General features: G+C 37.5%; 27 protein-coding genes. 20 read left to right on the top strand and 7 right to left on the bottom strand.

What is annotated here, in order from left to right:
• The first annotated feature begins 78 nt into the window (after positions 1-78).
• Positions 79-852 (top strand): M15 family metallopeptidase, encoded by a 774-nt coding sequence (locus QUF91_RS25545; protein WP_289419776.1) that lies wholly within the window; start codon positions 79-81, stop codon positions 850-852.
• A 62-nt stretch (positions 853-914) separates the two neighbouring features.
• On the opposite strand, the gene cls is transcribed toward QUF91_RS25545, so the two are convergent.
• From cls to QUF91_RS25530, 3 genes are all read right to left on the bottom strand, one after another.
• Positions 915-2,369: a cardiolipin synthase gene (cls, locus tag QUF91_RS25540; protein ID WP_285399997.1), complete on the bottom strand. Its 1,455-nt coding sequence runs from the start codon at positions 2,367-2,369 to the stop codon at positions 915-917.
• 131 nt (positions 2,370-2,500) lie between these two features.
• Entirely contained in the window at positions 2,501-3,292 is a 792-nt protein-coding gene (locus QUF91_RS25535) for a YwqG family protein (protein WP_285399995.1), read from the bottom strand.
• A gap of 100 nt (positions 3,293-3,392) precedes the next feature.
• Positions 3,393-4,553: an MFS transporter gene (locus QUF91_RS25530; RefSeq protein WP_285399994.1), complete on the bottom strand. Its 1,161-nt coding sequence runs from the start codon at positions 4,551-4,553 to the stop codon at positions 3,393-3,395.
• Positions 4,554-5,057: 504 nt separating this feature from the next.
• On the opposite strand from QUF91_RS25530, the gene QUF91_RS25525 reads away from it, so the two are divergent.
• Complete coding sequence (locus tag QUF91_RS25525) at positions 5,058-5,195, top strand: Lmo0850 family protein (protein ID WP_004232019.1); 138 nt, start codon at positions 5,058-5,060, stop codon at positions 5,193-5,195.
• Positions 5,196-5,281: 86 nt separating this feature from the next.
• Here QUF91_RS25525 and QUF91_RS25520 read toward each other — a convergent pair whose 3' ends face one another.
• The gene (locus QUF91_RS25520; RefSeq protein WP_289419775.1) at positions 5,282-6,469 is read right to left on the bottom strand and encodes an FtsW/RodA/SpoVE family cell cycle protein; all 1,188 of its coding nucleotides are present in this window, start codon (positions 6,467-6,469) and stop codon (positions 5,282-5,284) included.
• Between the two features lie 401 nt (positions 6,470-6,870).
• Between QUF91_RS25520 and QUF91_RS25515 the strand changes: the two genes are divergently transcribed.
• The 7 genes from QUF91_RS25515 to QUF91_RS25485 all read left to right on the top strand — a co-directional run bounded on the left by QUF91_RS25515 (position 6,871) and on the right by QUF91_RS25485 (position 15,089).
• Positions 6,871-7,623 (top strand): hypothetical protein, encoded by a 753-nt coding sequence (locus QUF91_RS25515; protein WP_289419774.1) that lies wholly within the window; start codon positions 6,871-6,873, stop codon positions 7,621-7,623.
• A 204-nt stretch (positions 7,624-7,827) separates the two neighbouring features.
• The gene (locus QUF91_RS25510) at positions 7,828-8,907 is read left to right on the top strand and encodes a D-alanine--D-alanine ligase (RefSeq protein ID WP_289419773.1); all 1,080 of its coding nucleotides are present in this window, start codon (positions 7,828-7,830) and stop codon (positions 8,905-8,907) included.
• Positions 8,908-8,918: 11 nt separating this feature from the next.
• On the top strand, positions 8,919-10,286 hold the full coding sequence (locus QUF91_RS25505; RefSeq protein ID WP_289419772.1) for a UDP-N-acetylmuramoyl-tripeptide--D-alanyl-D-alanine ligase: 1,368 nt from the start codon (positions 8,919-8,921) through the stop codon (positions 10,284-10,286).
• 132 nt (positions 10,287-10,418) lie between these two features.
• Positions 10,419-11,117, top strand: coding sequence for an alpha/beta hydrolase (locus tag QUF91_RS25500; protein ID WP_285399986.1), 699 nt, complete (start codon positions 10,419-10,421; stop codon positions 11,115-11,117).
• A gap of 345 nt (positions 11,118-11,462) precedes the next feature.
• Positions 11,463-12,989, top strand: coding sequence for a degradosome RNA helicase CshA (gene cshA / locus QUF91_RS25495; RefSeq protein WP_285399984.1), 1,527 nt, complete (start codon positions 11,463-11,465; stop codon positions 12,987-12,989).
• A gap of 155 nt (positions 12,990-13,144) precedes the next feature.
• Positions 13,145-13,624 (top strand): PH domain-containing protein, encoded by a 480-nt coding sequence (locus QUF91_RS25490; RefSeq protein ID WP_289419771.1) that lies wholly within the window; start codon positions 13,145-13,147, stop codon positions 13,622-13,624.
• Entirely contained in the window at positions 13,617-15,089 is a 1,473-nt protein-coding gene (locus QUF91_RS25485) for a PH domain-containing protein (RefSeq protein ID WP_285399981.1), read from the top strand. The genes QUF91_RS25490 and QUF91_RS25485 overlap by 8 nt, the downstream gene beginning before the upstream one ends.
• A 26-nt stretch (positions 15,090-15,115) precedes the next feature.
• Here the strand turns inward: QUF91_RS25485 and QUF91_RS25480 are convergent, their stop codons facing one another.
• From QUF91_RS25480 to QUF91_RS25470, 3 genes are all read right to left on the bottom strand, one after another.
• Positions 15,116-15,295, bottom strand: a complete 180-nt coding sequence (locus QUF91_RS25480) for a hypothetical protein (RefSeq protein ID WP_289419770.1) — start codon at positions 15,293-15,295, stop codon at positions 15,116-15,118.
• Positions 15,296-15,438: 143 nt separating this feature from the next.
• Positions 15,439-15,582 (bottom strand): hypothetical protein, encoded by a 144-nt coding sequence (locus QUF91_RS25475; protein WP_289419769.1) that lies wholly within the window; start codon positions 15,580-15,582, stop codon positions 15,439-15,441.
• A 289-nt stretch (positions 15,583-15,871) separates the two neighbouring features.
• The gene (locus tag QUF91_RS25470) at positions 15,872-16,492 is read right to left on the bottom strand and encodes a rhomboid family intramembrane serine protease (protein ID WP_285399978.1); all 621 of its coding nucleotides are present in this window, start codon (positions 16,490-16,492) and stop codon (positions 15,872-15,874) included.
• A 64-nt stretch (positions 16,493-16,556) separates the two neighbouring features.
• Here QUF91_RS25470 and acpS point away from each other — a divergent pair, with 64 nt between their 5' ends.
• From acpS to QUF91_RS25415, 11 genes are all read left to right on the top strand, one after another.
• The gene (gene acpS / locus QUF91_RS25465; protein WP_289419768.1) at positions 16,557-16,910 is read left to right on the top strand and encodes a holo-ACP synthase; all 354 of its coding nucleotides are present in this window, start codon (positions 16,557-16,559) and stop codon (positions 16,908-16,910) included.
• A 157-nt stretch (positions 16,911-17,067) separates the two neighbouring features.
• Positions 17,068-18,231, top strand: coding sequence for a LolA family protein (locus QUF91_RS25460; RefSeq protein ID WP_289419767.1), 1,164 nt, complete (start codon positions 17,068-17,070; stop codon positions 18,229-18,231).
• Positions 18,232-18,456: 225 nt separating this feature from the next.
• Complete coding sequence (gene alr, locus QUF91_RS25455; RefSeq protein ID WP_285399974.1) at positions 18,457-19,578, top strand: alanine racemase; 1,122 nt, start codon at positions 18,457-18,459, stop codon at positions 19,576-19,578.
• A 363-nt stretch (positions 19,579-19,941) separates the two neighbouring features.
• Positions 19,942-20,205 carry a hypothetical protein gene (locus QUF91_RS25450; protein ID WP_083227128.1) on the top strand — a complete coding sequence of 88 codons (264 nt, stop codon included), beginning with the start codon at positions 19,942-19,944 and terminating at the stop codon, positions 20,203-20,205.
• Positions 20,206-20,209: 4 nt separating this feature from the next.
• Complete coding sequence (locus QUF91_RS25445) at positions 20,210-20,560, top strand: type II toxin-antitoxin system PemK/MazF family toxin (protein WP_008177055.1); 351 nt, start codon at positions 20,210-20,212, stop codon at positions 20,558-20,560.
• A 406-nt stretch (positions 20,561-20,966) separates the two neighbouring features.
• Complete coding sequence (locus QUF91_RS25440) at positions 20,967-21,368, top strand: anti-sigma regulatory factor (RefSeq protein WP_285399968.1); 402 nt, start codon at positions 20,967-20,969, stop codon at positions 21,366-21,368.
• A gap of 9 nt (positions 21,369-21,377) precedes the next feature.
• On the top strand, positions 21,378-22,376 hold the full coding sequence (locus tag QUF91_RS25435; protein ID WP_285399966.1) for a PP2C family protein-serine/threonine phosphatase: 999 nt from the start codon (positions 21,378-21,380) through the stop codon (positions 22,374-22,376).
• Positions 22,377-22,450: 74 nt separating this feature from the next.
• Positions 22,451-22,786: an STAS domain-containing protein gene (locus tag QUF91_RS25430; RefSeq protein ID WP_285399965.1), complete on the top strand. Its 336-nt coding sequence runs from the start codon at positions 22,451-22,453 to the stop codon at positions 22,784-22,786.
• Positions 22,783-23,253, top strand: a complete 471-nt coding sequence (gene rsbW / locus QUF91_RS25425; RefSeq protein WP_289419766.1) for an anti-sigma B factor RsbW — start codon at positions 22,783-22,785, stop codon at positions 23,251-23,253. Before QUF91_RS25430 ends, rsbW begins: the two co-directional genes overlap by 4 nt.
• Positions 23,231-24,016, top strand: coding sequence for an RNA polymerase sigma factor SigB (gene sigB / locus QUF91_RS25420; protein ID WP_285399962.1), 786 nt, complete (start codon positions 23,231-23,233; stop codon positions 24,014-24,016). Before rsbW ends, sigB begins: the two co-directional genes overlap by 23 nt.
• 349 nt (positions 24,017-24,365) lie before the next feature.
• Positions 24,366-26,540 carry a Tex family protein gene (locus QUF91_RS25415; protein ID WP_289419765.1) on the top strand — a complete coding sequence of 725 codons (2,175 nt, stop codon included), beginning with the start codon at positions 24,366-24,368 and terminating at the stop codon, positions 26,538-26,540.
• Positions 26,541-26,581 lie beyond the last annotated feature (41 nt).

Below are 26,581 nucleotides of genomic sequence, written 5' to 3'. Positions count from 1 at the left end.
TACCAATAAAGTATAACTGTAATCGGTACTAAAGAATTAATCTTGTAGTACTTGATAACTTTAAAAGGGGTAAAAATAGTGAAAAACAAACGTCTACCACTCATCGTTGGTGCTTGTATTTCAGTGGCGCTAATTGTATCTATTTTTGTAGTTTATAATTATAAAAATAACCAAAAAAGCAAGGCATCAGATGAGCAACAACCTACAACAGAGCAAACTGAAAAAGACTCGCTTGCAACGGAAAAACCGGAAAAAACAACAGAAAAACCTGTAAAACCTGAGCAACAGCCGGATGAGAATGGCTATTTACCAAACCAAACGTTACCAACTGATCCGACATATATTAATGGTGTTTTACTAGCCAATAAAATATATCCACTACCATCTACCTTTGCACCTGGAGAGAATCCAGAGGCACGTCAAGCTCTAGATAAAATGTTGGCTGCAGCAAAACAACAAGGGTTTGATTTAGCGGCATTTAGTGGCTATCGGTCTTTTGATTATCAAACAAAATTATATAATAACTATGTTAACCGTGATGGACAGGCTGCCGCTGATCGCTATAGTGCACGACCAGGATACTCAGAACATCAAACTGGCTTAGCCTTTGATATTGGAGAGCGTGGCAAAGAAGATTTATGGTTGACTGAGGAATTCGGTGAAACGCCAGCTGGTCAATGGCTAATGACGAATGCTCAAGACTTCGGCTTTATTTTACGATTCCCAAAAGATAAAGAGGACATCACGGGTTATATGTATGAGTCATGGCATTACCGTTATGTTGGCATAGACAAGGCAAAAGAAATTAAAAAACAAAATATCACATTAGAAGAATATTTAGGTGTGAAATAAAAAAAGGGAAGAGAGCTGTTCATTATTTAGTAATGAACTAGCTCTCTTCCTTTTTCTGTGCCCTACAAGATAGGCGTTAATAAACGTGAAATTGATTCTTTAAACTTAATGAGTGTAGAACGATTTTGGTACATTTCCCAAGTTAATTCAGTACAATCGAAAATATCCTTTTCAAACAGCTCAGCAAGCTGATGGGAAATCTTTGAGTCATAAATAAAGGCATTTACTTCGAAGTTTAAGCTGAAACTTCGCACGTCAAGGTTTGCGGTTCCGACTGTAGATGCTTCATCGTCAATAATAATCGCTTTAGCATGAATAAAGCCCTTTTCATAAATATAAACTTTTGCTCCTGCGCGCAATAATTGTCCAACGTATGAGTATGTAGCCCAGTAAACAAACATATGATCAGGCTTATTTGGAATCATGATTCTTACATCAATGCCTGATAGCGTCGCGATTTTAATGGCATCTAAAAAACTAACATCGGGTATAAAATACGGCGTTTGGATATAAATGTATTTTTGGGCCATATTAATAAGCTTTAAGTAGCCAATTTTAATTTGTTCCCAGTCGGAATCGGGTCCACTTGAAACGATTTGTAATCCCACATCGCCTTTTTTGGGGATAGCAGGGAAGTAACGGTCTGAGTAACCCATTTTCTGTTGTGCGGATGCTTGATTCCAATCAAGTAAAAAACGTGTTTGTAATGGATGCACCGCACTACCTTCAATACGTAAATGTGTATCTCTCCAATAGCCAAACTTCTTCTGTAGCCCAAGATACTCATCCCCAACATTAAAGCCACCTATATAGCCAATACGGCCATCAATAACAACGATTTTTCGGTGATTTCTAAAATTTAAACGAGGGTTTAGCAGTGGCAAAATGGATGGGAAAAATACTTCAACTTCACCACCTGCATTAAGTAATTCCTTGAAATGGCGTTTTTTAACATTCCGTGAGCCCATTTCATCATATAAGAGTCGTACCTTTACCCCTTGCTTAGCTTTTTTCGTAAGTTTATCAACAATGCGTGTACCTAAATCATCTAGACGGAAAATATAATATTGAATGTGAATATGATCTTTTGCTGCTTCAATATCTTTAAGAAGCTGCTCAAATTTATCAGCACCATCATCAAAAATCTCAATGTGGTTGTCTTGCGTTAATACAGCATTATTTGTTTTAAGATGCATATAAATCATTTCTTTATAATTTTCCGCATTTTCGATACGAAAGTCGAACGTATCGTCCCGAATTGCTTCTTTCTGATAGCTAATGAGGTTATCAATCCCAATATCTTTGCGCCCTTCCCAACGGAACAAATGCTTTTTTCGTAGTTGTCGTCCGAGCAGCAAGTATAAAATAAACCCACCTAATGGAATAAAAAATAGTACGAGAATCCATGCCCATGTAGAAGTGGGATCTTTACGTTCTAAAAAAATTACTACCAACGCAGCTAAAATATTAATAAACATAATTAAAGGTACTGTATATCCGACTGTAAAAATGCTCATTCCTACACCTGCCTTTACTATATTTTCGCAATATGTTTAGTATAGCTTACTTTACAGGTGGAAAGAAGATATGAAATTTGTAATAAGTATTTGAAAAGGATTACCTCGAAAACTAGAACGAGGTAATCCTTTTAATAATGCTCCCATTGAAATAAAATATCAGAAAAATCTCTTTGAAGTAACTTATCACGATTGATGAAAAATTTACCAACCCCGCTATCTGCCCACATAATACCGATTTCGTCATGAGAATCGATTTGGAGCAACAGCACATCATATCGTTGGAGGAGCTGTGATTGGTGACGAATATCCTCCTCTAAAAAATAGGCATAGCCACCAATTTTAGCTCCAGCCCCTAAAAAATGTTGTAGATAAATCTCCTGTAAATCAACATCTTCTGGTAAAGGAATTAAGTTTGGTAAATAGTGTATTGCACGATAATCTAAAGCAGAAACAGGTTCTTGGATAGGCTGGAATTGTAATGCTAACTCCTGATGAATAGGGAACCAATCATCTGCTGCTTGTGTTAAAAACTCCAGTCTTGGAACTGTCGCTTCGGAATTTACGGTAGGGTAATATCGTATTTTATAAAATTGCTGGAAAATATCCTCATGATAATGATCAGCATTCACGAAAATATTGGATGAAATAAAAAATTGCAGAATACCCTGAGATGGGAAATCTTTTAATGGTGGCATTTCTGCAAAGTTAATTTGAGCTAATAGCCGCATAGACTCACCTGTGATATCTTTCGGATATGTCCGGTAATAGGGTAAATAAGGTTCCCCAGCAAATTTACTTTCCGTTAACGTAGTTAAACGTTTGTAGGGAGTGATTATCATCGCTGAAAGAAGTGTATCTTCAATTTCAAAACGAAACGATTCTAGCTCTTTTGGAAGTAAAAGATTTGTTGTTTTGTTCATGCAGAGCCCTCCGATATTACGCTTTAAGCAGCAGCCAAATATTCCTTGACGTATTCTATATACTTCGACTTACTATTAAGTTACGGTTTTTAACAATAAATTATTCAAGTCGTAAAGATTTATTTGAAGCTTTAAAAATATAAATTAAACTTATTGAAACGACCGCTATTGCTGCGGAAGTATAATAGCCTAAATTAGGTTGCATTGTAAATAGCCAAGTGAAGAATAAAGGACCGAGAATGCGACCTAGGTTATCCATTGAATAGGAAAGGCCTGCAGCAGTCCCGTATTGACCACCAGATTCTTTAGATGAAAGGGATACGACACTTGTTCTTGCAAGTGCATTTCCAGCTGTAAAGACACAAAGAGCAAGACCAGCCATAAATAAGTTAGCTGTTAAAGTGAATAAAAGCATACCTATAGCTGTGACAATTTGTGCACCTATTAACCAAGTTGTCTCGCTTCCGTTTTTAATACGTCTAACAACACCGCCTTGAATAGCTGCATCTACAAAGCCACTAAACATAAACAAATAACCGATTTGTAATGGTGTAATTTGAATTCGTTCGATTTGGAACAGTTGGAACGTGGCTTCTACTCCTGCCAGCATAAAAGTTACTAAAAATGAGAAGACAAATAAATAACGTACACGGTACTGTAGCATTTTTCCGGCACCCTTAGGTACAATTGCACGTTTATTTGTATCTTTTCGTTTAGCGGGTTCTTTTAAGACGAAACTTGCATAAATAAATAAGAGTGCAATTAGTATTGCTGAAGCGACAAATGGCAGTTGTATACTATAGTGTCCGAGCATACCACCAATTGCTGGACCGAAAATAAAACCAAGCCCGATGGACATGCCCATGAGACCCATGTATTTATTGCGATCTTCCTCACTCGACATATCAGCTATAAAGCCTGTTACAGCTGTATACAGTGCGCCAGAGAATAAACCACCCACAACACGTGAGACGTATAGAATTGCTAGATTATCAATAAATAATGAAAAAATAATAAAGCTTAAGCTAAAACCAACCAGGCCCATTAATATAAGTTGTTTTCGACCTACCTTATCGGACAGCATACCCCAAAGTGGTGCAGTGAAAAAACTTGCAAGCGAGTACACTGTAAGTAAGCCACCTACGTGTATATCATCCCAATTCTGCTGAACCACAACCTCCGGTAAAACAGGTATAATAATCCCAAATCCAAGGTAGACGAGGAATTGAACAGACATTAATAATAAAATTGCTTTTTTCATACAGCACCCTGCTTTCTTTCGATATTTTAGTATGTATATTCTACCTCTCTTGTTCTTGTTATTACAAGAAGGTGGAAAATAAAATAAAATCCTAGGCGTGTTGATTAGGGGAAAATAGGTTAATTATTGAGCGATAAAAGGATTTTTTTGTTATCGCTTTGCTACGATGTATAAAAAAATGCAGACAGTTAACAATGGGATTATATTGATACTAAAATGTTAAGTAACTAAAAATTTTTTGTATCGATTGTCGCATAGTGTATTAACTTATTTCTGAGGTATATTACTTTAGGGAATATCTGTATTTATAGGTTTGATTTTTTATATTTGTGGTAAATAATAAAAAGAAAAAATTTACATTGTAACAAAAATGAAAAATTTAAAAGCCGAGTTAAATGGTATGATAGAAAGTGATAAACTTGTCAGACATCATACACATACAAAAATGAAACTTTTTTGGAAATAAAACGTTTATAAATTCGAGGAAAGATTGAGGTGGAATGTATGACAAAAGAAGTAGATTTGAAAAAGATTGTTTCGAATTTATCTAAGTTGGGTGTAACAGCCACTGTAACAAAGTCTCGACTTGAACTTTTAAAAGTGCTCACACCACCAACACAAACTCCGCAAGTTCAAGCTTAACTCGTTTTACAGTTTTACAAATGAAAATGGGTAGTCTCTGTAATTGAGACTACCCATTTTCTATATCTATCATTCTAAGGTGTTATTTAATCATCATCATCGTGCGTAGTAAACATGTAAGTACGATAGTGGAAGCGCATGCTAAAGACAAGTCCGATGGCGAGTGCGTTCCCCATCAATGAACTTCCTCCATAACTGATAAACGGTAAAGGTATACCAGTGATAGGTAATAACTGAATTGTCATACCAATATTTTCGAATACGTGGAAGGTAATCATTGCAATAATACCAGCACATACATAGGTTGAGAATGGATCTTTCAATAATAGTGTAGTTTTTGTTAAATGATAGATTAATAAAAAGAACATACAAATAACGAAACTAGCGCCAATAAAACCCCATTCTTCTCCAATAACTGTGAAAATAAAATCGGTATGACCTTCGGCAACGTAAACTTCACGACCTTTGTAGCCTTTCCCGAAAATTTCACCTGAACCAATGGCATTTAAGGAAGTAATTAAATGGTATCCCTCACTAGAAGAATATGAATAGGGATCTAACCAAGAATAGATTCGAGCAAACTGATACGGTTTCAAGCCGAATGCTTGTTCTAAAAAATCTTGCATATAGAGTGCCATCCATAAAAGAGTACCACCTACTGCAGCTCCTCCTACAAAAATTGGTAAAATGATTTTCCATGATACACCTGCAACAATGATGAGAGCAGCCGTAATGGCAAGGAATACAAGTGCTGAACCAAGGTCAGGTTGCTCCAAAATAAGGGCTAAAGGTACCACCAGTGTGAGAGCTATTTTGCCTAGCAATAAAAAGTCCGTTTTTATTGATTTAAAAGGATGGGCTTCGTGGTGCTTACTAATAAGCCGAGCAAGTGCTAAAATGTAAAAGGTTTTCATAAACTCAGAAGGCTGTATATTTCCGAGGGGTGTATGATACCAGCTTTTTGCACTATTAATACGTTCACCGATTTGTCCTGTTCCTTCTGGCATGAAGATAAGTAGTACTAATAAGGCGATGCCAAAACCGTACATATACCATGACATCTTTTTATATTGGTCAGGCTCGAAAAACATAACAATACTAATAATAACCGCGCCAATGACGTACCATTGTAATTGTTTAGGGACAAAGTTTGTGCCGTATTGACCTGATGTTTGCGCCGATGAAATGGCTAACAAACTTATGACTAGGAAGGTAAGAAGTATAAAAGCGAGCGTCCAGTCAAAACGACTCACGAAATTTCGTTTATTTTTCATACAAGCCACCTATATTAAAATAGTATCTCTTCATGAGTAAATTTGATGCAAATCAATTCCAATTCCATTTTGTATATTGCAAATATGTTTAACTGTGAGCATTCGCCATAGGGAATGAGGCGAATATCAATTCCAAAGTTAGCGTGCAAACGAGGAGGCTCGATGCTTGCTTGCAAAGGGCTTGAAATTCACTTAGATATTTGTAAAAAATGAATAGAATTATATTCTTTTAAATTTGCTCATTTAGAGTAGTTAACAACATATGAGCTTTCAAATGTTTAACATTCATATTATAACTCAAAAAACAGTTTTACGCCTGCGTATATTGTTGTGACGACAAATAGCAGAAAATGTTTCAAAAAAATCAAATTTAGTCTTATAATGTAGTGAAGAATGGGGTGATGGTTGTGGCTAAAAAATTGAAGTCAGCTGAAGATTTTATGTATCATATTTATGTTCATATGAATGATGTCGATAAATTTGTCATTTTTAGCGGGCTTAAATTCTCGCAATTTGTGGCTGCACTTGAACCACTGCATCACTTACTGTTGTTAAAACATTCCTATGAAGATGGTTCTTTTAATATGCATACACAGTTTGATTATATACCAGATGAGGAAGTACCTGGGTTTGTAAAAAAAGCTGCAGAATCCAAAGAATTGTGTTGGGTAGACTTTATGGATGAGAAGAGGCTAGACCAATTAACACCGATGGAACAAGGAGAATTGCTTTACGTAAGTCATAAAAAGGAACCGATTACTTCACCATTTTTTAATAAATTGCAAAATCGATTTGTCTACTATTCTTCAGATTTAGAGAAAATGACTAAAATTTATTTTCGTCATTTAAGTGATTCAGATTTACTTGTTGCCAATGTTTTTAACAGTTTAATTCGTGAGAAAGAACGTAGCACTGGTTTTTGGCGCCGAAAAGTAAAGTCAAGTATTCCTTCTATTTCACCTGAATTTTTGCGTGCTTATCGTTCTTTTGCTAAAGACGGGGCACTGTTATCGTTGTATCGTATCGAAAAGCCTAAAGTAGCTTACGGTATCGAAATTCGCAATCTATCAGAATACTCCTTCCCTGATGAAGTATGGGATGATTTAAATACAATTTTGAAAAATGAGCACGATGAATTGATTTATATTATTTAACCGTTCATTTGTAAGTAGAATGACTAAATCTCACCGTCAAAATTACGGTGAGATTTTTATTCGTCATTCAGTAATTGTTTTGATGTTTTGTGTTAGCGAAAGCAAAGCGTCAGCTACAATTACGGCAAGGCGAAATTGATGTCATTTATAAAGACGTTTCATGATAAACTAATAGTACTCAAGAAGTATGTGGAGGGCACAAAAATGAAAAAAAGAATCGGTTTATTATACGGCGGAAAGTCAGCAGAGCATGAGGTGTCATTGTCAACGGCACGTGCAGTAACTGGAGCTTTGAATTTCGAGGAGTATGAAGTATATCCGATTTTCATTACACTTGAAGGGGAATGGCGCCGTGGTGAGCGTCTAACAAAACCTGCAAGTACAATTGAAGAACTACAATTTGGTAACGATACCGCCGTTTTAGAAAATAATATTACAGACTTTTTAATCGATAATGATGGTAAAGCTATACAATTTGATGTAATTTTCCCATTACTTCATGGGACAAATGGGGAAGATGGAACTGTGCAAGGTTTACTAGAAGTTCTAAATTTGCCGTATGTAGGAAATGGTGTGTTAGCATCATCAGCTGGCATGGATAAAGTAATTATGAAGCAATTATTTGAAATTGCCGGCTTACCGCAAGTGCCATATACGTACTTCATTCGTAGTGACTGGGCTAATGAACAGGAGGCTATCATTGCTCGTTGTGAAGAGAAATTAGAATGGCCGATGTTTGTGAAACCTGCAAACTTAGGATCGAGTGTCGGAATTAGCAAGGCAACAAATCGCGATGAATTAGTGAAGGCTATTGAAATAGCTTTACAGTATGATCGTAAAATTGTAGTTGAACAAGGTATTATAGCTCGTGAAATTGAACTCGCTGTGCTAGGAAACGACTTCCCAGAAGTTTCTGTACCTGGTGAAATTAAACCAGTAACTGAGTTTTATGATTATGACTCTAAATATAAAGATGGCTCAACAGCTCTTATTATTCCAGCAGAGCTTTCTAATGCCACAGTATCAAGCTTACAGGACCTAGCAAAGCGTGCGTTTAAAGCTATTGATGGAAGCGGTTTAGTTCGTGCGGACTTTTTTGTGACGGCTGATAATAGCATTTATATTAATGAAGTGAATACAATGCCAGGTTTTACACCTGTTAGTATGTATCCGCTTCTATGGCAACATACAAATGTAAGCTATCCAGAGCTTATTAATCGTCTGATTACATTAGCAATTGAGCGTTTTGAAGAAAAACAACAGCTTCACTATAAAAAAGACTGAGTGGGATTATTGTGAAAAAAACATTAAAGCAGTTAGCTACATGGTTAAATGAAGAAGGACCAGCTTTTGGTGATACAGTCGTATCAGGAATTTCCATTGATACACGAACAATTCAACAAGGGGATCTATTCGTTCCATTTCGTGGTGAGCAGGCTAATGGACATAAATTTGTTTTGCAGGCCTTTGAAAAAGGAGCAAGTGCTTCTCTTTGGCAGAAAGATGAACCAAATCCACCGCAGGGTGTACCGCTACTCTTTGTTGATGATCCAGAACTAGCGCTACAGCAAATGGCACGTGCCTATCGTAGTGAGCATAAGGCGAAATTCATTGGCATTACTGGTTCAAATGGTAAAACATCGACGAAAGATATTTTAGCAGGAACGCTTTCGCCATTTTTTAAAGTACAAAAGACAATTGGGAATTTTAATAATGAGTTAGGTTTACCGATTACGGTTTTACAGCTAGATGAAGATACGGATGTTGCCGTTCTTGAAATGGGTATGAGTGGTTTTGGTGAAATTGAATTTTTAACGAAACTTGCTCGTCCACATATGACAGTGATTACGAACATTGGTGAGGCACATATGCAAGATCTAGGTTCGCGTGCAGGAATCGCAAAAGCAAAATTCGAAATCATTCAAGGGATGCAAGCGGATGGAGTACTATTTTATGATGGAGATGAACCATTGCTTCAAGAGTTAGTTGCGAAAGAGCAACAGTTAAATGCAGTGGCATTTGGCTTAGAGAGTGACAACCTATTGTATGCTGACAAAATTGAAGCAACTGCTGATGGTAGTAGCTTCACTACACATGGTGTGATTGAAGGAGATTTCTTTATTTCAGTTCTCGGGAAGCATCAGGTGAAAAATACATTAGTTGCCATGTTAATTTCTCAAAAGCTAGGTTTAAATGATGACCAAATTCGTGCATCCTTAAAACAAGTGGCTCTTACGGATATGCGTATGCAACAAGTACAGGGAACAAATGGCGCATTGTTTATTAATGATGCATACAATGCTGCACCAACCTCTGTTAAGGCTGCTATTCAATTTATAGCATCGACAACGATTCGCCCAGAAAAATGGCTTGTGTTAGGTGACATGCTCGAGCTTGGACCGAATGAAAAGCGCTTTCATGAAAGTTTAGCGGAGGATATTCATCCAGAAGAAATCGCTTATGTATGCTTATATGGTCCACGCATGGCTTATTTAAATGAAGTATTAAAAGAACGTTTTGATGCGGATCATCTGTTATATGTAGAAGATGATTATACGCCAATTATCGAAAAATTACAGCAAGCTAACGAGGAGTCTATCGTTTTACTAAAAGGCTCTCGTGGTATGAAATTAGAAACTATCTTACATGCATTTACGTCATAAAGTGAAACTTTAATCAGTGGGGCATCCCCGCTAATTCTTAGTCTTGCTGCCCGTTAATGCGGGATCAAACGAAACAAGGAATCGGTGGGACACTCTCTCACCGATTCTTTCATTCATTTAGAGGTGAAAGTAATGTCAGTAGGTGTGTTATGTATACATGGATTTTCAGGCGGACCGTATGAAGTAGAACCTTTTACTACCTATTTACGGACGCATACAAATTGGCTGATTGAAGAGCCTATTTTGTCCGGGCATGGTGAAGAATTACAAATGCATGGCTTCACGGCCAAGCATTGGTTAATGGATGCCGAGCTTGCTTTTCGTGCTCTTGCCAAAAAAGTAGATGAAGTAATAGTAGTTGGGTTTTCAATGGGGGGAATTATAGCGCTATACTTAGCCAAGCGTTATAAAGTGAAAAAGCTTGTGTTACTAAGTGCAGCTGCCAAATATGTAAGTCCTAAGCAACTGGTCAAAGATTTTAAAATGCTTGCCGCTGAGGCGTACCATCGCAATCTGTCTAACAATGAACTGTTTTTGCGATACCGTCATAAGTTTAACAATGTACCTTTAGCGTCAACTATAGAATTCATGAAGCTTGTCCGAACAGTGGAGCCGTATTATAAAGATATCAAAATTCCGGTGTATATTGTACAGGGTAAGTTAGACGGCGTAGTACCTTATCATACTGCTCAATTTCTATATGATAAGTTATCCTCGAACGAAAAAACTTTGTATTTTTCTGATAAAGGGAAGCATCATATATGTTATGATGAAGATTGTTCTGAATGGTTTCCGCAGGTTTTATTGTTTTTAAAGGGCTCCGCAAAGTAGTCAGATTATTACGACTCATGCGTTATCGTTGCATACGGTTTAAAGCCATGTTAGACTAGTGTAAGCAATGGATACATTTTGTACGAAGACTCTTCATATTTGGTTGAAGAGTACTTTTTTTTGAACACAACGGTTTTATTCTAAAGTGAATAATTACGACAGAATCGAACCGCTCGGTAAAGACCGGGCTTTCCTTTTCATATAAGAGAGCTCTATGTGACATCATATAGAGAAAATTTTTAAGTAACGGAAACGTTCCACAACACAGGCTCGAATTTGCCGACAACTTCATCTGAAAATGTAACCATTTGTCAACTTAAAAGGAAAAAAAGGAGAATGAGAAGTTTGACAAATTTTTCAGAATTAAATATTAGCGAATCTACATTACGCTCTGTAAAGCGTATGGGATTTGAAGAAGCAACACCAATCCAAGAAGGTACTATTCGTTTTGCTATCGAAGGCCGTGATGTACTTGGTCAAGCACAAACAGGTACTGGTAAAACTGCCGCTTTCGGGATTCCACTTATCGAAAAAATCGATCCAAAAAACCCTAACATCCAAGCATTAGTAATTGCTCCAACTCGTGAATTAGCGATTCAAGTTTCAGAAGAGCTTTATAAAATTGGTTATGACAAACGTGTAAAATTATTATCAGTTTACGGAGGTCAAGAAATCGGCCGTCAAATCCGTGCGCTGAAAAATAGACCACAAATTATTGTTGGTACTCCAGGACGTATCATCGATCATATTAATCGTCGTACGTTAAAATTAGAAGATGTTCAAACATTGGTACTTGATGAAGCAGATGAAATGTTAAACATGGGCTTTATTGATGATATTAATTCAATCTTAGAAAACGTTCCAACTGAACGTCAAACATTACTGTTCTCAGCAACAATGCCACCAGCAATTCGTAAAATTGCTGAAACATTTATGCGTGATCCAGAAATCGTAAAAATTAAAGCTAAAGAATTAACGGTTGATAACATCGATCAATATTTTGTGAAGTCTGCTGAACGTGAAAAGTTCGACATTCTATCTCGTTTATTAAACGTTCACCAACCAGAACTTGCAATCATCTTTGGGCGTACAAAACGTCGCGTGGATGAACTTGCACAAGCGTTATCAATCCGTGGTTACCTTGCTGAAGGGATTCATGGTGATTTAAGCCAAGCGAAACGTATTTCCGTATTACGTCAATTTAAAGAAAATAAAATTGACATTCTTGTGGCAACAGATGTAGCTGCTCGTGGGCTTGATATTTCTGGTGTAACACATGTTTATAACTTCGATATTCCTCAAGATCCTGAGTCTTATGTTCACCGTATTGGTCGTACTGGCCGTGCAGGTAAATCAGGTCTTGCGGTAACGTTTGTAACACCACGCGAAATGGGTTATTTACGTATTGTAGAAGAAACAACGAAAAAACGTATGACTCCACTTCGTCCACCATCATCTGATGAAGCTTTAGTGGGTCAACAACGTCTATCTGTTGAGACATTAGAAGGTCTTATTGCGAACAATGATTTAGGTGATTATCGCACACTTGCGGCAGAATTACTTGAAAACCATGATGCAACTGATGTTGTAGCTGCTGCTATTCGTTCATTAACAAAAGAGCCAGATGACACGCCAGTAACAATTACTGAAGAACGTCCATTACCAATGCGTCGTGAGCGTTCTGGCAATCGTGGTGGCGGAGATCGCGGACGCGGCGGCAACCGTAGCTTTAACGGACGTCGTGATGGCGGACGTGGCGGAGATCGTCGTGGAGGACGCGGCGGAGAACGTCGAGAAGGCGGACGCCGTGACGGAGGTCGCCGTGAAGGTGGACAAGGTCGTTCACGCGCACCACGTCGTCACGAAGACTAAATTTTACTTTATTAATATGATTAAACCTTACAGTCAAGTGGCTGTAAGGTTTTTTTAACTTCTTTTAGCGGGTGACCAAGGCGAAATTGATATAAATTTGAAACAAAATGATTACTGATTACGTATACGTAGTTAAAGAAAGAGAGGGGACTACTTTGAGAGCAGAACCAATACATAAAATTTCTCGAAAAGGTTTAACTGTGTGGCGTTTATATGGTGTATTACAAACGTTATTGTTATTGATCATAGCTGCGATAGTATGCTACTGTACCTATTATTTTGAATGGTCATCATTTATTTATTTCATTGCAGTTGCTGTAGTCATACTAAGTGCTACCTTATCTGCTTATCTATTTCCAAAGATAAGATGGGAACGCTGGCGCTATGAGGTGTGTGAAAATGAGATTGAAGTGCAACATGGTTTATTTATCGTTAAACGTACACTCATTCCAATGGTGCGTGTACAGCATGTTGATACGACACAAGGGCCGATATTAAAAAGATATGGCTTAGGTAATATTTCAATATCGACAGCGGCAACTGTACATACAATACCTGCACTTGTGATGGACGAGGCTGATGGGCTTCGTGCACGTATTTCGGAATTAGCAAGGGTGGCGGAAGATGATGTCTAAGGAAATAAATCGTTTACACCCAGTATCGGCTATTATTACAAGTGCGAAAGCATTAAAAAGCATGATTATACCTGTTGCTATTATTGTTGTAACGAATGGTTTTAATTTTTCTTTTAATTTTCATAGTGAACATTTTTTTCAGACGGTTTTGTTGTTCGGTGTATGGGGAGTAGGTGCTTTGCTTGCGCTTGTTGGTGGTATTGTTAAATGGCGTACATTTGTCTATTGGTTTGAAGATGGAGAATTACGTGTAAAATACGGTTTGTTCGTTAAAAAGAAGCGATATATCCCGTTTGAACGTATTCAAAGTTTAAATTACAATGAGGGTATTTTTCATCGCTTATTTGGCTTAGTTAAGGTGCAGGTTGAAACTGCGGGGAGTAAGGACGGGAAACCTGAGGTGGAGTTAACGGCTATACGTAAGGCCTCAGCAGATGTCATAGAGTTGGAAATGCGTCGTGCAAAAAATCAAGTAATTGAACAAATAGTTGATGAGCAATCACTTCCAATAGTGGAGGAAGTATCGATCCCAACGATTTATCATATGTCAGTACGTGATTTAATTGTATTGGCAACGACTTCAGGCGGTATTGGAGTCGTGCTGTCGGGACTTGCAGCAATCATCTCTCAGTTTTCAGATATAATCCCATATGAAACGGTATTTCACGAGGTAGCTGATTTCGTGAAAATTGGTGTATTTTTAGTTGCATTAACAGTGATGCTCATCCTTATTGTGGCATGGGTTGTGTCGGTTGTTATTACTCTTATCAATTATTATGATTATACAGTCCGAATTGAAGATGAAAAGCTTATGATTACAAAAGGATTGCTTGAGAAAAAGCGAATTACATTGCCTTTAAATCGAATTCAAGCTATTCGAATTGTAGAGAATCCATTGCGTCAATTGTTTGGCTTTGCAACTGTAGTTGTTGAGAGTGCTGGAGGAAACGGTGAAGATGGGATAGATAAAAAAATTACTCTATTCCCGCTTATTCAGAAACAGGATTGTCTGCAAACGTTAGAACAACTTTTCCCTAATATGAATTGGCGTCCGGAGTTTACCCATTCTCCAAAAAGAGCTCGTTCAACTTTTTACCGAATTGATTTTGTTTGGCTCATACCTATAATTGGAGTATGTAGTTATTTCATGTATCCGTATGGGTTACTTTCGTTGTTGATAATACCGCTAACGATATTACTTGGTATTTGGCAACATAAAACAGCCGGTTATAAGATTGATGGAAAGCAATTAACTATGCAATATCGTGTGTTCAGCCGCATAACACTTTTCATGGAGAAAAAACGTATACAATCTATTGAAAGTACTCAAACATATTTCCAAAGAAGAAAAAATGTTATGTCTATAAAAGCAACGGTAATGTCAGGGATGAATGGTATAACAGGGAAAGTATCGAGTTTGGAGCAGCAAGATGCTGAATCGATATTATCCTGGTATGAACATTAAATTTGCTATTTAGCTAATCCTTACAATTAATAGTAAGGATTAGTTTTTTCATCTATGAAAACAGGAAAAAAATGTATATAATAGAATAAAACAGGCGCTTCACCAAAACGTGTGGTTGATTTCCGTTCCGACTGGGCGCTTTGTTGCTGTCGCTTCGCTTTCGCACAGAGCAAAGCTTCCAGGGGGCGTCCGATGAGGCGCTTCACTCGCGATGCTCGCTCCAGGGTCTCATCTGTGACGCTAATCCCCTAGGAGTCGCCCAGTCTCCACTCCAATCAACCAATATACAGTGCATATATTTTTAAAAATGTCATCCACAACTATGGTGATGAGCCATAAAACAGGATTATCACCATAAAATGAGGTTGATTTCCGTTCCGACTGTACGCGTTGTTGCTGACGCTACGCTTTCGCACAGATAAAACATTTGCCGCTGCCGCTTCGCTTTCGCACAGAGCAAAGCTTCTAGGGGGCGTCCGATGAGCCGCTGCACTCGCGTACAATTTCAAAAGTGTTTGGATTGAATGAAGAAGGGCGTTTAAGGGATGTAGAGTGGTTTTATGACCACTATGTGAATCAAGTTGTCTATCGGCTAACGGTAGCTGAATGGACAAAAAGAGAGTGAAAGAGGATACTGTTGTTCTATGATTTAACTTATTTCAGCAAATAAGTTAAAGCCTCTAGCAGATGAATGGAAGAAGATGAGTATGACGCTTTTGAAGAAAGAATAAGAGGAGTAGTCCCCAGTGCTATCACCGTAAGACAACTCCTCTTCAAGATTGTTATTTACCTGCCATCTTTTGTTTGCGCCAGCTTAAAATTCTTTTTGGGTGTAAGTAAATGAGTCCAAGAAGGAATCCTGTTACTAAACCACCTAAGTGAGCATAGACATTCACATCTGGTTGTAAAAAAGTCATAATAACACTGATAACAATGATTGGTAAAATAAGTTTACGAAGCATAGGCATTGTGCGGCGTGTATAATATACAAGTGCCCCAAATGCACCGAATATTCCGAATATGGCTCCGCTTGCGCCGAGACTTCCATAACTACTTTCCTGAAGTAGATAGGTTGCCATGTTTCCTACAATCCCAGATAATAAATAAATCGTCATAAAGCGAGCCTTACCAGCGATTTTTTCAAGCTCTGGTCCAAATAAAAACAGTGAAAACATATTAAAGAACGCGTGCGAAAAGTTAGCATGTAAAAACATTGCAGAAAAAATACGCCACCATTCACCGTTTTCGATAAGGAAGTTCACCTGGATTCCGTAATTCATTACGAGTGTTCCTATGCCAGGTAAGATAGTTATTACATAAAGAACTAAATTAATCGCTATTAATGTTGAAACAACAGGGTAATACTTCGTATATTGCTTAAAATTTTCTGTTCTACTAAACATGACTCCACCTCAATTTACAATTATTATACATGGCTTTATAGAAATAGGAAAAGGAGAAGTTCAAATGATTAAAGGAATTGGTCTCGACATTGTAGAAATTGACCGCATTGTTAAAGCAATGGGGAGAACAAATAAATTTAAAGATCGCATTTTATCTGAAAAGGAAAAAGCTTTGTTTGATGCACATTCAGAAACTCGTAGAATAGAATTTTTGGCTGGACGATTTGCTGCAAAAGAAGCATTTTCAAAGGCATTAGGAACAGGGATTGGTGAAGAATGTAAGCTTCATGATATTGAAATATTAAGAGGAGAAGCTGGTAACCCAGTTTTATATTTTAAAGGAGAACTTGTAAATGGATTTGTAAGTATTACACATTCCAAGCAATATGCAGCGGCACAAGTAATATTGCAAATGTAAGCAGTGGCAACTCAGATCCATATGTAGGTTGACACTATATTTTCTTCAAAATTTATTTAGTGAAGATAAAATATATTGCCTTTTCTTCAAATGACATAACTGACAAATACGGTTCATATATTGTCGTAGTGGATTTGAAAGAAGAAAGGGTGAAAGCGTGGGCAACCGTATAGTTAAATGGCTCGTCTTACTTTGTACGATATTACTTCTGTCGGCATGTGGTGCAGCCTCACAGGAAAAAGTGTTGAAGAAAGTTAATGGGAAATGGGCAGAGACAAATGGTTATGAGTTGAACGCTACGATGGAGATTAAATCTGGTGGGGAGCCGAGAAAATATGATGTAACAGTTTGGCATACGAAACCTGATTTTTATCGAGTAGAAGTAGTAGAAAGTGGGAAAGATGTTTCACAAATGATAGTGCGAAACGCAGATGGAGTTTTTGTAGTCACACCTACTTTAAACAAAATGTATAAGTTCCAAAGTGATTGGCCAAAGAAAAATAGTCAGGCTTATTTAATAGGCGCACTAGCAGAAGATTTAGCAGAAGATAAAAATTTAGTCATGAAAGAAGAGGACAAAGCATATATATTTGAAGCGGCTACTAGAAATAGCTATAAAAATAGTATGCCTCATCAAGTTATAACAGTTGATAAGAAAACAATGCTACCAACTTCCGTAGTAATTATGAATGATGTAAAAGAAGAGCAAATCCGTATCACATTTAAAAATATTAAATTAGGTGTCCAACACGCAGCTAAAGAATATGCGGTTGAACAATTTACGGAAACAGATGGAACAAAAGGTGAACAAGCTGCACCACCAGCGAAAGATGGAAAAGACAGCAAAGAGAACAAAGAGAGCACTGACAACAAAGACAGCAAAGAGAACAAAGAAAACAAAGAAAACAAAGAGAGCACTGACAACAAAGACGGCAAAGATGAAAAAGAAGGAAAAGAAGCAGTAGGTGCAGAAGTCGAATATAAAGAGTTCCAAACACACTACCCTGTTGTCAATTGGGCGAATACGAAAATGGTGGATGAGAAAGTTATTCAAGATGGTGGAATGGAACGTGTCATCTTAACATTCGAAGGTGATAAGGCATTTACGGTAATGCAACAACCAGTTACAAAAGGAACTGCTATGCTACCAGTATCAACTCCTGGTGATCCGGTAGATTTAGGCTTTACGATTGGGGCTATTACAGATACATCTATCAGCTGGGAAAAGGATGGCGTCGCATTCTTTGTAGCGTCAAGTAAATTGACTCGTGAAGAGATGGTGGAAGTTGCAGCCTCTATGACGAAAAGCGGTATGAAGTAATGTTTTAGCTACAGCTTTCTACATGAAGAAAGCTGTAGCTTATTAAGCAAAATAGTACAGTTTTGATGAATATTAACACTGTTTAGAAAGTGTTAAGTCATATATTATATGATGGAGGTTATGTAGAAAAATAGTCTAAAATAGAACAACTTGGTGTGCAGTCGTAGAGAAAAGGCAATTTAAGCAATACATAATGTTTTAATAAAAAATAAAGAGGGTATTCTAATGAAGATACAGCAGCATTTTAGACCAAGCAAAGCAATTGTAGACTTACAAGCAATCCAACAAAACGTAAAAAATTTGAAAAAGCTACTTCGACCTAATGTTCAAATTATTGCTGTAGTAAAGGCAAATGCATATGGCCATGGAGATGTAGCCGTTGCAAAAGCAGCACTTGAGGCAGGCGCAACAATGCTCGCTGTGGCAACACCCGACGAAGCATTACATATTCGAGCACATTTTGAAGAACCAGACATACTACTATTGGGTGCTTCACCCGTTTCGTTTGTACCGTATGCTGCCCAACAGCGCATAATTCTTACGGTATTTGCAAACGAATGGGTACAACAAGCTGCTCCGTTCATAGCTAATGAAGAAAATCCATTAAGACTACATATAAAAGTAGATAGTGGAATGGGCAGAATTGGCGTTCGTTCCGAGCAAGAATTATTGAATCTTTATCAAACAATACAGAATACCGTGAATATGGAAGTTGACGGGATATTTACACATTTTGCGACTGCAGATGAAGAGGATACATCATACTTCGATAGCCAGGTACATTTTTTTGAGAGATGTGTAACTGTATTGCCTGAAAAGCCTAGACTTGTTCATGCATCAAACACGGCTACATCCTTAGTGAAAAATGCGCATCTACAATTTGACGCTGTCAGATATGGTATTTCAATGTATGGATTATCACCATCTCCTTATGTAGAAGGTATTTTACCATTTCCGTTACAGCCAGCGTTTTCACTCGAAAGTGAGCTAGTACATGTGAAACAATTACAAACAGGTGATTCAGTTGGCTATGGAGCTACATTTGTAGCCCCTTCTGATATGTGGATAGGAACAATACCGATAGGCTATGCTGATGGAGTAATTCGCAAATTAGGTGGACAAGAAGTATTGATTGATGGACAAAGAATGCCGATTGTTGGACGAATTTGTATGGACCAATGTATGGTTGCCTTGCCAAAAGCATATGCTATAGGTGAGAAAGTAACACTCATTGGTCGTCAAGGACAGGATGTTATTGCAATGAATGAATGGGCAGCGAAGCTTGAAACCATTAATTATGAAGTACCATGCATTATTACAGCAAGAGTTCCTAGATTATACATTTGACTTTAGTCTCACCTTAGAAGAATTTTTCTTCTTCATAGAGGAAAAGAATTTTGTATAGGTGGTCTTAAGTAGTGTCAACGTTTTACTTTGGACAAATGAATACTAGACAAAAGCTAACTAAAAAACTTGGTGAATGAACTATAACTGGAGAAAATGTTAATTTACTAAGAAGCTGAGCAATTCACAATTTGTGAATTATTGCAAGATGAATGTATCGGCATATACCTTCGACAACCAACATATTTTTACAACTTGGACTTTAAGTTGTCAGATATTGTGTCATTTCGTGTCTTTTCAACAATATCTTTCAATGGTAGAATGGGAAGTAATGAAAAGTGGATGGTTCCGTTGGAGGTGCTTGCTGTGTACGAGAAAAGGTTAAGAGAAGCTACAATTGCTGTTCAAGACAGACTATTTCTACAAACAAAGGAAGTAATTGAAAGTGAATCTTTGGCGCGTATTTTGTCGCGCAAAGTTTTAATGCAGGAGCAACCAAATCAAATACGGGAAGCTATGATGAAAGGATATGTTGAAATGTCTCATATTAATCTGAAAATTGCAAGTGAATGCTTGCATGCAGAATATGAAGCACAACATACGGTGGAGCGTCTCGTTAGCGGGGGATGACACTTTGAATGTAAAACGTGGTGACGTTTTTTTTGCAGATTTATCGCCGGTAGTTGGGTCCGAACAAGGGGGCACTAGACCGGTGCTGATTATTCAAAATGATATTGGCAATCGATTTAGTCCGACTGTCATCATCGCAGCTATTACTGCACAGATTCAAAAAGCAAAGTTACCGACGCACGTTGAAATCAATGCTGAAAAGTATGGTTTTGAACGTGACTCGGTTATTCTGCTTGAGCAAGTGCGGACGATTGATAAATCAAGATTGACAGATCGTATTACACAACTTGATCATGCTGTGATGGAGAAAGTTGACGGTGCATTGATGATTAGTTTAGGGCTTGTTAAATTTTGATATACATATGTGTATAGAGGCATCGGGGTGATTTTTCATCTCGATGCTTTTTTGTATTGTTTGTTTAAATAGTTCTTTACCATAAATTGAATTTACTATTCAAAAATGGTATTAATAGATTTAAGATAAAGCAAAGATTTATAGTTAGAATAGATTTTTGAAAAAATTTTCAAGAGGGTTAAGAAAAAATACATAGAATTTTATGATCAATACAAAATCTGTTCTTGATAAAAAGTAAGTTGAGAAAAGAGTACTTGGAGCGAGAGATGCTACACCCGCGGAAGGCAGTGAAATGTGCAGTCAAGTACATTTTTTGTAAAGAGCTTGAAATAAGGTGTAAAAAATAGTCAAGCAGGTCGAATAAAAGTGTAAGAGTAAAACTCCGAAAGGAATTGGGGGAACACCAGTGACATTTAGGTCTTCGGTTGAAATTATTACTGAGTGGGATATAGTTGCAGCAAGACAACTGGGGCGTGACGAAGCAAAGGCACTTGGATTTGGCACTGTTGATCAGGCTCGAATCACTACAGCTATTAGTGAGTTAGCTCGAAATATATATTTATATGCAAGTGTAGGTGTCATTGAAGTTGAAAGAGTTGAAACGGATATTGAGAAGAAAATAGTTGTTATCGCAACTGATCAAGGCGCAGGAATAAAAGATGTTCGGAAAGTAATGGAGGATGGCTATTCCACTTCAGGAGGGCTCGGCGCGGGCTTACCAGGTGTTAATCGATTGATGGACAGTATGATTATTCAATCGGTTGTCGGAGAAGGTACGACGATAAGAGCTGAAAAACGGTTGCGTTAGGATGTGAAAATGTTGAAACAATTAGAATCTCAATATGAGAAGATTTTGTCGGATTACATGTCCGATCAAACCGAAAAGAATTTGTACATTGCTCAAAATTTCACTCGTCAATTAATCCAAAAGAATATTTCGCCTGAGGATGTTGTAAATATTCATAAAAACGCAGTTGGAAAGATTTTTCCGGATAGAATGGTTGAAGATCAGCCCGCATATGATTTTCTTATCGAAGTAATGGTTCATTACGGAATGGCGCATAGAGAGCATCAAAGCCTGCTACAAATACAAGCAGAGTATGAAATGGAAATGAAAATTGCTACAAACATTCAAAAAACATTACTTAAAACAGTCGTACCACAACTATCAAGTATTGATATAGGAATGATATCGATTCCAATTCGTAAGATGAATGGAGACTATGTGCATTTTTTGTATAATCGAGAGGATTATTTAAGTGTAGCTGTGACAGATGTTGTTGGTAAAGGGGTTCCGGCTGCATTGTGTATGTCTATGGTAAAGTATGGTCTTGAAACGTTAGAATACGCTTATAAAGATCCTTCATATGTATTAGAAGTCATCAATCGAGTAATTGAAAAAGGTGTAGACGACAGTATGTTTGTTTCCATGTTTTACGGGTGCTTGGATATACAAAACAGTATTTTTTCATATGCTTCTGCAGGTCATGAGCCAGCATTGCATTATAGCGCTAAACACGGTGAATTTTTCTCTTTGGAGGCGAAAGGACTATTACTAGGTGTGTTGTCTGACTCAAAATATTCGTATAATGAAATTCTTTTAGAAGATAACGACATCGTAGTAATGATGACAGATGGTGTTACTGAGTTCAGAGCGAGGGATGATTTGAATTCACGGGAGGTTATTACGTCATTGATAGTGGAGAATAAACATGTATCAGCTCAGCACTTATGTAATCTTCTTTATAAGCAAATTGAAAAAATACAGGATTTTAAACTATCAGATGATTTTACGGTAGTCATTTTAAAAAAATAGATATTTAAGGTTTAATTTTTTGCAATGACGGGAAAAGAAGTACAGTCTCACAAATATGGTGGAGGTGTGTTGTAATGGATATGACGATACATTTTAAAGAACTTGATAATAAATTATACGGATTTGTTGAGGGCGAAATAGATACTTTTACTGCTTCAAGCCTAAGAGAGGAATTGGAGGCAGTGAAGATTACGGAAGGTTTAGAAATAGAGCTTAATTTATCAAAAGTTAATTATATGGATAGTACAGGTCTAGGGATTTTTGTCGCCTTTTATAAAAGAGCATCACGTGAAAATGGTAAGGTTAAACTTGTTGGTTTATCGAGTAGACTACAAAGATTATTTGAAATTACTGGTTTAAGCGACTTAATGGATATTGAAACTGATAAAAAGGTGGAATTACGAAAATGAAGGAATTTGATTATATTGAGATAAGGGTTCCTGCAAAACCGCAATTTGTCAGTGTGATTCGGTTAACGGTTTCTGGTTTAGCTAGTCGTATTGGATTTAATTATGATGATATTGAGGACTTAAAAATCGCAGCAAGTGAAGCGGTAACAAATGTTGTACATCATGCCTATAAGGATGATGAAGAAGGAGAAATCGTCATCGGTTGCGCTTTGTATGAAAATAAACTAGAAATGATGATTGCGGATTACGGCAATAGTTTTAATTTTGAGGAGATAAAGACGAAGATTGGTCCGTATCACCCTGAAGAGAATATTGCAGGGCTACGCGAAGGGGGTTTAGGACTTTATTTAATGGAAACTTTGATGGATGAGGTGATGATAAATAACGATGGTGGCGTAACTGTTTTCATGACAAAGTATGTCGCTAGAGAGCAGGTGGAAAAAAATGTCGAAAGAATCATTACATAAATCTGCGTCTAGGGAAGATGTTTTGAGATGGATTGCATTGTACCAGTCAACAGAGGATGATGAAGCGCAAACAAATTTAGTGATTCATTATCAATATTTAGTTGAGTCTATCGCTCGCAAATATTCGAATGGTAAATATTATGATGATGATATTGTTCAAGTAGGTATGCTGGGGTTGCTAGGTGCAATAAGACGTTTTGATCTTCATGTTGGTCGAAGCTTTGAGGCATTTGCTGTGCCAACGATTATTGGAGAAATCAAGCGCTTTTTACGTGATAAAACTTGGGATGTTCACGTACCAAGACGGATAAAAGAGTTAGGACCGCGAATTAAAACAACAGTGGAAGCATTGACAATTGAGTTGCAGCGTTCTCCATCAATCATGGAAATCGCGGATCGACTAGAGGTGGAAGAGGAAGAAGTATTAGAGGCTATGGAGATGAGCCGTAGTTACCATGCTCTTTCTATGGATCGTTCAATAGAGTCGAATTCCGACGGTAGTCCTGTAACGTTATTTGATATTACGGGTAAAGAAGATAGCGGCTATGAAATGACCAATAAAAGAATGGTGGTTTCTGATGCGATAAGTGTTTTAAGTGAGCGAGAACAACAAATAATTCAACTTACATATTTAGAGCAACTCACTCAAAAAGAAGTTGGAGAACGATTAGGAATTTCTCAAATGCATGTATCTAGAGTACAAAGGAAGGCAATAAAGAAATTGCAAGAAGCTATCCTAACAAGTGATGGTGTTTCGCTCTAAATTTTTGAGTGGTGTGTTGCGTGCTGTTAAATTAAATATCCAAAAGTAGCAAATGCCTCTTATTTTTATACTGCATTAACAGGTAGTGATTTATCTGTATCGAAAGTGAAGCGTCAGGTACAAGACTCCCATCTCAAAGATATGGCGAAAAGTGAAGAAATTATGTGGGAGATGAACTGCCCGTAAAAGCCTGATTGGTGAAGACTAATAATCGGTGGAGATGAAGAAACCCCCGCCGATTAAAGTTTCACTTTATTAAAATGGTTTACTCTACTTTCAGAGTAGACTATTTTTTTGCATTTTTAGTAAAGTGTAATGGTAAAATGAAAAGAAAAAAGGTAGTGATGATATGGAACAAAAGCAAATGTTACAGCTCATTGCAAAGGATGTAGCTGTTAAGCCGGGTCAAGCTGAGGCTGTAATTAAATTATTAGAAGAAGGAAATACCGTGCCATTCATTGCACGTTATCGAAAAGAAGCTACTGGGTCCCTTGATGAGGTACAGATTAAAGCTGTAGAGGATCGCTATCACTACATACAGCAACTTGAGCAACGCAAAGAAGAGGTTATACGATTAATTCAAGAACAAAATAAACTAACACCTGAATTAGAACAAGCTATTAAAACAGCAACTGTTTTACAGCGCGTAGAGGATTTATATCGACCTTATAAACAAAAACGCCGAACAAAGGCGACAATAGCGAAAGAAAAAGGGTTAGAACCACTTGCAGATCTTCTATTAGAGTATCGTAGTGATGCTTTAGAACAATTAGCAGTGGCTTTCGTAGATGAAGATAAAGTTGCCAATGTCGAGGAAGCATTAGCTGGGGCGCGAGATATTTTAGCAGAGCGCTTTGCCGATGACGCAGCAATTCGCGAAAAAATTCGTACGTATTCATGGAAAGATGGAGTACTCGTAACAGGTGTAAAAAACTCAGCGGGAGACGAAAAAAACGTTTTCGAAATGTATTACGAATATGAAGAGCCTGTAAATCGTATCGTCCCACACCGTATTTTAGCTGTAAATCGTGGTGAGAAAGAAGAAATCTTAAAGGTTGCCATTCATGTTCCAGTAGATCGAGTATTGATGATTATGTGGAAGGAATGGATTCCTGCTACAGGTTCTTCACCAGCCATTGCTGAAGTGAAGCTAGCAATAGAGGATTCGTACAAGCGTCTAATTCAGCCTTCTATTGAAAGAGAGTTACGAAATGAACTTACGGAAAAGGCAGAGGCACAGGCTATACACATTTTCTCTGAGAATTTACGCAATCTTTTACTACAGCCTCCAATGAAAGGGAAATATGTACTGGGTGTTGATCCAGCTTACCGTACAGGCTGTAAGTTAGCTGTTGTAGATGAAACAGGGAAAATGTTAGAGGTTACAGCCATTTATCCACACCCTCCTAAACCAGATGTAGCAAAATCTAAAGCAATTGTGAAAGGGATTTTAGCGAAATATCCAATTACTATAATTGCAATTGGTAATGGTACAGCCTCGCGTGAAACAGAACAATTTATTGCAGATGTTTTGAATGAGCTTGAAACTAATGTATCCTACGTTATTGTCAATGAAGCGGGGGCATCTGTTTATTCAGCCTCTGAGGTTGCCCGTGCAGAGTTTCCAGATTTACAAGTAGAGCAACGTAGTGCCGTTTCTATTGCACGTCGCTTGCAGGATCCGTTGTCGGAGTTAGTGAAAATTGAGCCAAAAGCAGTTGGAGTAGGTCAGTATCAGCATGATGTCTCTCAAAAGAAATTGACGGAATCCTTAACATTTATAGTAGAGACTGCTGTTAACCAAGTTGGCGTAGATGTTAATACAGCTTCAGCTTCGCTATTACAACACGTTTCTGGATTATCGAAAATGGTTGCGGAGAATATCGTGAAGGTGCGAGAAGAAAATGGACAGTTTACAACGCGTGCTCAACTAAAGAAAATTCCGCGACTTGGTGCCAAAACGTATGAACAAGCAATTGGGTTCTTACGTGTTCCAGAAGCAAAAAATGCATTCGACGCGACTGGTATTCACCCTGAAAGCTATAGTGTAGCAGAGCAGATTTTAGAGGTGGCGCAAATTGATAAAAAAGAGATTGGGACGCAGAAGGCAGAGGAAGCTATTGCATCACTAGATATACAAAATTTAAGTGGGATTTTAGATATTGGAGTTGTCACAATCCAGGATATTGTGGATACATTGATGAAACCAAGTCGTGATCCACGAGATGCATTTCCTCAGCCGCTGTTGAAAACAGATGTCTTAAAAATGGAAGACTTACTAGTTGGGATGGAATTGCAAGGTACAGTGAGAAACGTAGTCGATTTCGGAGCATTTGTAGATATTGGAGTGAAGCAGGACGGGCTTGTGCATATTTCTAAATTACAAAAAAAACGGATTAAACATCCATTAGAAGTTGTTGCTCTCGGTGACATTGTGACCGTTTGGGTAGAACAAATAGATGTCAATAAAGGGCGCATTGCATTAACAATGCTTCCTCCTAAAAATCAAACAATGGAAATGTAATAAATTCATACCACACTGTCTATACTACGCAGTGTGGTATT

The organism is Lysinibacillus sp. G4S2, assembly GCF_030348505.1.
GTDB lineage: Bacteria > Bacillota > Bacilli > Bacillales_A > Planococcaceae > Lysinibacillus.
Note: the sequence above shows the minus strand (reverse complement) of the source record. Positions and strands in the feature narration are given on the sequence as shown.